The sequence below is a fragment of the Actinomadura sp. NPDC000600 genome (assembly GCF_040492135.1).
Taxonomy (GTDB): domain Bacteria; phylum Actinomycetota; class Actinomycetes; order Streptosporangiales; family Streptosporangiaceae; genus Spirillospora.
Map to the genome: position 1 here is coordinate 1 of NZ_JBEUPD010000088.1, position 4330 is coordinate 4330.

General features: G+C 76.9%; 7 protein-coding genes. All 7 read right to left on the reverse strand.

All coding sequences use genetic code 11. The features are described from left to right. Positions 1 to 93: 93 nt before the first annotated feature. The gene (locus ABWI07_RS43730; protein WP_353822162.1) at positions 94 to 1857 is read right to left on the reverse strand and encodes a complex I subunit 5 family protein; all 1764 of its coding nucleotides are present in this window, start codon (positions 1855 to 1857) and stop codon (positions 94 to 96) included. After that, positions 1854 to 2207, reverse strand: coding sequence for a sodium:proton antiporter (locus tag ABWI07_RS43735; RefSeq protein WP_353822163.1), 354 nt, complete (start codon positions 2205 to 2207; stop codon positions 1854 to 1856). Before ABWI07_RS43735 ends, ABWI07_RS43730 begins: the two co-directional genes overlap by 4 nt. Beyond that, positions 2204 to 2926, reverse strand: coding sequence for an MnhB domain-containing protein (locus tag ABWI07_RS43740; protein ID WP_353822164.1), 723 nt, complete (start codon positions 2924 to 2926; stop codon positions 2204 to 2206). The genes ABWI07_RS43735 and ABWI07_RS43740 overlap by 4 nt, the downstream gene beginning before the upstream one ends. Then, complete coding sequence (locus ABWI07_RS43745) at positions 2923 to 3369, reverse strand: DUF4040 domain-containing protein (protein ID WP_353822165.1); 447 nt, start codon at positions 3367 to 3369, stop codon at positions 2923 to 2925. The genes ABWI07_RS43740 and ABWI07_RS43745 overlap by 4 nt, the downstream gene beginning before the upstream one ends. 7 nt (positions 3370 to 3376) lie before the next feature. Next, entirely contained in the window at positions 3377 to 3670 is a 294-nt protein-coding gene (locus ABWI07_RS43750) for a monovalent cation/H(+) antiporter subunit G (RefSeq protein ID WP_353822166.1), read from the reverse strand. Between the two features lie 12 nt (positions 3671 to 3682). Next, the gene (locus tag ABWI07_RS43755) at positions 3683 to 3949 is read right to left on the reverse strand and encodes a monovalent cation/H+ antiporter complex subunit F (RefSeq protein ID WP_200841761.1); all 267 of its coding nucleotides are present in this window, start codon (positions 3947 to 3949) and stop codon (positions 3683 to 3685) included. Then, positions 3946 to 4330, reverse strand: a 385-nt coding sequence (locus ABWI07_RS43760; protein ID WP_353822167.1) for a hypothetical protein, incomplete at its 5' end; no start/stop codon positions are given. The genes ABWI07_RS43755 and ABWI07_RS43760, both read right to left, overlap by 4 nt.

Below are 4330 nucleotides of genomic sequence, written 5' to 3' on the forward strand. Positions count from 1 at the left end.
GGCGGCGGCCAGGGTGCGCGGGGCGGAGCGGATGTTCATGGCATCAACTCTCCGCGACAACGACAATGATTGTCAAAAACGCATGCTTGCATGTCAGAGCAGCTTCACCAGGCCCGCGGTGACCAGCAGGGTGAGCACCACCAACCGGATCATCCGGGTCGGCGCCGTCTGCACCGACCAGGTGGTGACCAGCAGCGCGGCGACGGCCGCGGCGAGCAGCAGGGTGACGGCCGCCCCGGCGAGGCCGGGGGCGGTCCAGGGCTCGGCGGGCGGGCCGTGCGGGTGGGTGAGCCGGCCGTCCAGGACGAGCCCGGCGTAGGCGCCGCGGTCGGCGAACACCTCGGCGGCGCCGGCGACGGGACCGCCGGGCACCAGTCCGGTCAGCAGCCCGCCGGCCAGCAGCGCGATGGCGGGGGCGAGCATGACCCAGGGGATGGAGCTGAGGGTGACGGGCGTCTCGGGCCCCTCGCGCTCACTCTGGCCGGCGGGTTCGTCCTGTTCCGCGGAGCCGTCCCGGGCGTCGGGTTCGCCGGGGTCGCTGGGCAGCGGCCTGCCGCGCCACACCACGAGCCAGACCCGCAGGACGGCGCCGGCGGTGACGGCGGAGGCGGCGATGGACAGGGGCGTGAACCACCACCAGCCGCGCTCCAGGGCGGCGTGCTCGGTGACCGAGTGCCCGGCGAACAGCCCGGACGGGGGCAGCCCGGCCAGGCACAGCGCGCCGACGAGGAACGCGGCGCCGGTGACGGGCATTCCGCGTCCGCGGCCGCGCAGCTCGCGGGCGTCGACGCTCTGGTGCCGGTTCAGCAGCGCCCCGGCGGCCAGGAACAGCGCGCCCTTCACCCCGGCGTGTCCGGCCAGGTAGTAGGCGGTGCCCGCCAGCGCGCCGGGGGTGCCGGCGGCGACGCCGACCAGCAGCAGCCCGGCGTGGCTGATGGTGGAGTAGGCCAGCAGCCGCTTGATGTGGTGCTGCAGGACGCACATGACGGCGCCCAGCAGCGCGGCCGCGGCGCCGAGGACGGCGACGGCGCGCAGCGGGACCAGGCCGGCGAACACCGCCCAGTAGGTCCGCGCGACCCCGTACACGCCGAGTTCGACCATGATTCCGGAGAACAGGACGCAGACGGGGGTGGGGGCGACGGCGTGGGCGTCGGCGAGCCAGAAGTGGAAGGGCACGGCGGCGGCCTTGACCAGGTAGCCGGTGCAGATGAGCACGAACGCGGCGGTGACCAGGGCGCCCGGGCGGCCGCGGTCGCCGCCGCCGGCGGCGAGGCTCTCTCCGATGGCGGCCAGGCCGAGCTGCCCGGTGCGGCCGTAGACCAGGGCGATGCCGGCGAGGGTGAGGTAGGCGCCGAGGGACTGGACGATGCCGAAGTTCAGGGCGCCGTGGACGGTGGAGGGCTCCTCGGAGCGGTAGCCGGTGAGCGCGAACGCCACGACGCTCATCAGCTCGAAGAACACGAACGCGTCGAACAGGTCGCCGGTGTAGACGAACGCGCACATGGAGGCCAGGAACAGCAGGATGAGCGCGTGGAAGATCGCCTGGATCTCGGTGAAGTACCGCCAGGAGAACGCCAGCGCGGCCAGGGTGAGGGCGGCGGCGGTGCAGGCGAGCGCGGCGGCGAGGGGGTCGGCGGCCAGGGGGATCCCCACGCCGGTGGCCGGGCCCCAGCCGCCGAGCCAGGTGACCTGCGGGTGGTGGGGGGCGCGGGCGAGGGTGAGGGCGGTCAGGGCGCTGACGGCGGCGGCGGTGGCCAGGGCGGCGGTGTCGACGGCCAGGCGCGGCAGCCACCGTCCGGTGGCGGCGAGCAGGGCCGCGACCAGGACGGGCAGCGCGACGGTGGCCTGGAGGATCACGTCTCGAGGGAGCGCAGGGCCCGGGGGTCCAGGGTGCCGCGCCGTTTGGCGACCTGGACGGCCAGGGCGAGCAGCAGGGCGGTGACGGTGGCGCCGACGACGATGTCGGTGAGGGTCATGGCCTGCACGACGGGGTCGGTGACGGGCCCGCCGGCGGGGGGCGGCGGGCGGTCGGAGAACACCGGGGCGGTGGCGCCGGACCGGTACCCGACGGCCAGCAGCAGCACGTAGGTGCCGGACTGGGCGACCGACAGGCACACCACGGCGTGCACGAGGTCGCGGCTGGTGACGATGCCGTAGAGGCCGGCGAGGATGATCCACCCGGCGGTGAGGTAGGGCAGGGTGCTCACGAGGGCTCCCGCGGGTCGCCGGCCGCGCGGTGCTCGCGGACCAGGAGGGCCTGTTCGAAGAACTTGCCGAGCAGCAGGACCATGGCGCAGCCGACCTCGGTCCCGACGGCGGTGTTGAGGGCGGGGATCCGGTCGGCGGGCGGGGCCCCGGCGGCGGCCAGGGCCAGCAGGGCGAACGCGGCGGCGGCGACGGCCTCGGCGGACTCGAACACCGGGATGGGCCGCAGCCGCTGCAGAGCGGGGTAGTCGCCGGCCAGGTAGAGCAGGTGGATGGCGGTGCCGAGGATGACGCCGCCCTGGAAGCCCCCGCCGGGGGACTGGGCGCCGTGCGCGACGATGTAGACGCCGATGAGCAGGGTGAAGGGCAGCAGGAGGGACCCGACGACGCGCAGCGCGTCGGAGACCTCGGCGGGCCCGTGCCGCAGGGAGGCGCCGTCGCGTTCCTCCTCGGTGCGCACGACGCGCAGCAGCGCCACGGCGGCGACCGCGGCCGACAGCAGGATGAGCTCCTCGCCGAGGGTGTCGAAGGCGCGCTGGTCGAAGTTGACGGAGGAGACGGTGTTGGAGGTGCCCTGCCGCACGGCCTGGTGGACGGCGCGGTCGGCGTAGGGGTGCACGGGGCCGCCGAAGCCGGGCAGGCCGAGCGCGCCGGCGGTGAACAGGGCGGCGGTCCCGGCGGCTCCGGCGGCGAACAGGGGGACGCGGACGCGGGGCCTCACCGGCGCGCCTCCCGCCCGGCGCCGCCCGCGCCCTTTCCGCCGTTCTCGCCTTGTCCTTCGCCGCCCTTTCCGCCGCCCTTTCCGGGGCCGGTGCCGCCGGTGGGCGGTTCGTCGCCGGTGTCGCGGTGGCGGCGGGTGGCGTGCAGGGCCAACACCACCAGGAGCGGCACCAGGACGGTCCCGACGCCGATCTGGGACATCGCGACGTCGGGCGCCTGGAGGATGAGGAACAGCAGGCCGAGGACCATCCCGTAGCCCGACAGCACGATCGCCTGCCGGACGGTGTCGCGGGTCAGCACGACGGCGGTGGCCATGAGCGCGGCCAGGCCGAGGGCGGCGGCGATGAGGGCGTCGGCGAGCGGCCCGGACAGCGCGTCCAGCGCCACCGCGGCATGGGCCGCCACGGGCGGGGGCAGGGGCGGGGGCGGAGTCGCGGGTGTCACGGCGGGGTCACTCCGATCGGCCGGCGGCGCGCTCGACGGCCTGCCCGGCGGTGGCGACCGTGGCGGGGCCGGTCGCGGCGAGCAGGACGGCGATGACGGCGAGCTTGGCGACGTCGTGCCACGACGACCAGGGCCGCAGCGCCAGCCCCGCGATGAGCAGCGGCGCGGCCAGGACGGTGACGGGCGCGGCGGCGTGCAGGCGCGCGGCGGCCCCGCGGGTGAGGGGCAGCCGCAGCCCGGCGGCGACGGCGACGGCGGCTCCGGCCCAGGTCAGCGCGTCGGCGAGCAGGTCGAGACTCATCGGGGCCTCCTCTCACAGGGTCCGGCTCAGGAAGCGGGCGAACACCAGCGACCCGGCGAACGACAGCAGCGCCAGCACCAGGGCGACGTCGAGGTAGGCGGGCCGGCCGTAGGCGGCGGCCAGCAGCACCAGCGCCAGGGTCGTCAGCGGCCCGGTGGCGATCAGCCCGGCCAGGCGCCCGGCGGGCCGTCCGCGCAGCGTGGCCAGCAGCGCCGGCAGCAGCGCGCCGGCCATGACGGCCAGGGCGGGCACCGCGGTGCCGGCGACGTCGGCTTTCATGACGGCCCTCCCGCGCGCGGTCCTGCCTTGTTCGGCCCGTCGCCGCGCGGCGGGGCGGCACCGGCGCCGGCGGGTCCGGGGTCGTCGACGAGCCCGGCGCGGCGCAGGCTCCGCTCGAACGGGGTCGGGCCGGCCAGGCGGTGCACCCGCAGCAGCCCGCGGTCGGGGTCGACGCCGCCGACGTAGCTGCCGGGGGAGGCCGACACCAGCAGGGTCGCGGCGCCGCGGGCGGCCGGGCCGGGCGCGACGGCCAGCGCCGTCCAGCGCCCGCCGGACGCGCCGCGCAGGGTGACGCGGGCGGTGTCGGAGACGACCTGGGCGGGCAGCCGCGCGAGGGGCGGCAGGAGCCGCGCGGGCGTGACGCGGCCGCCCGCGTCCCCG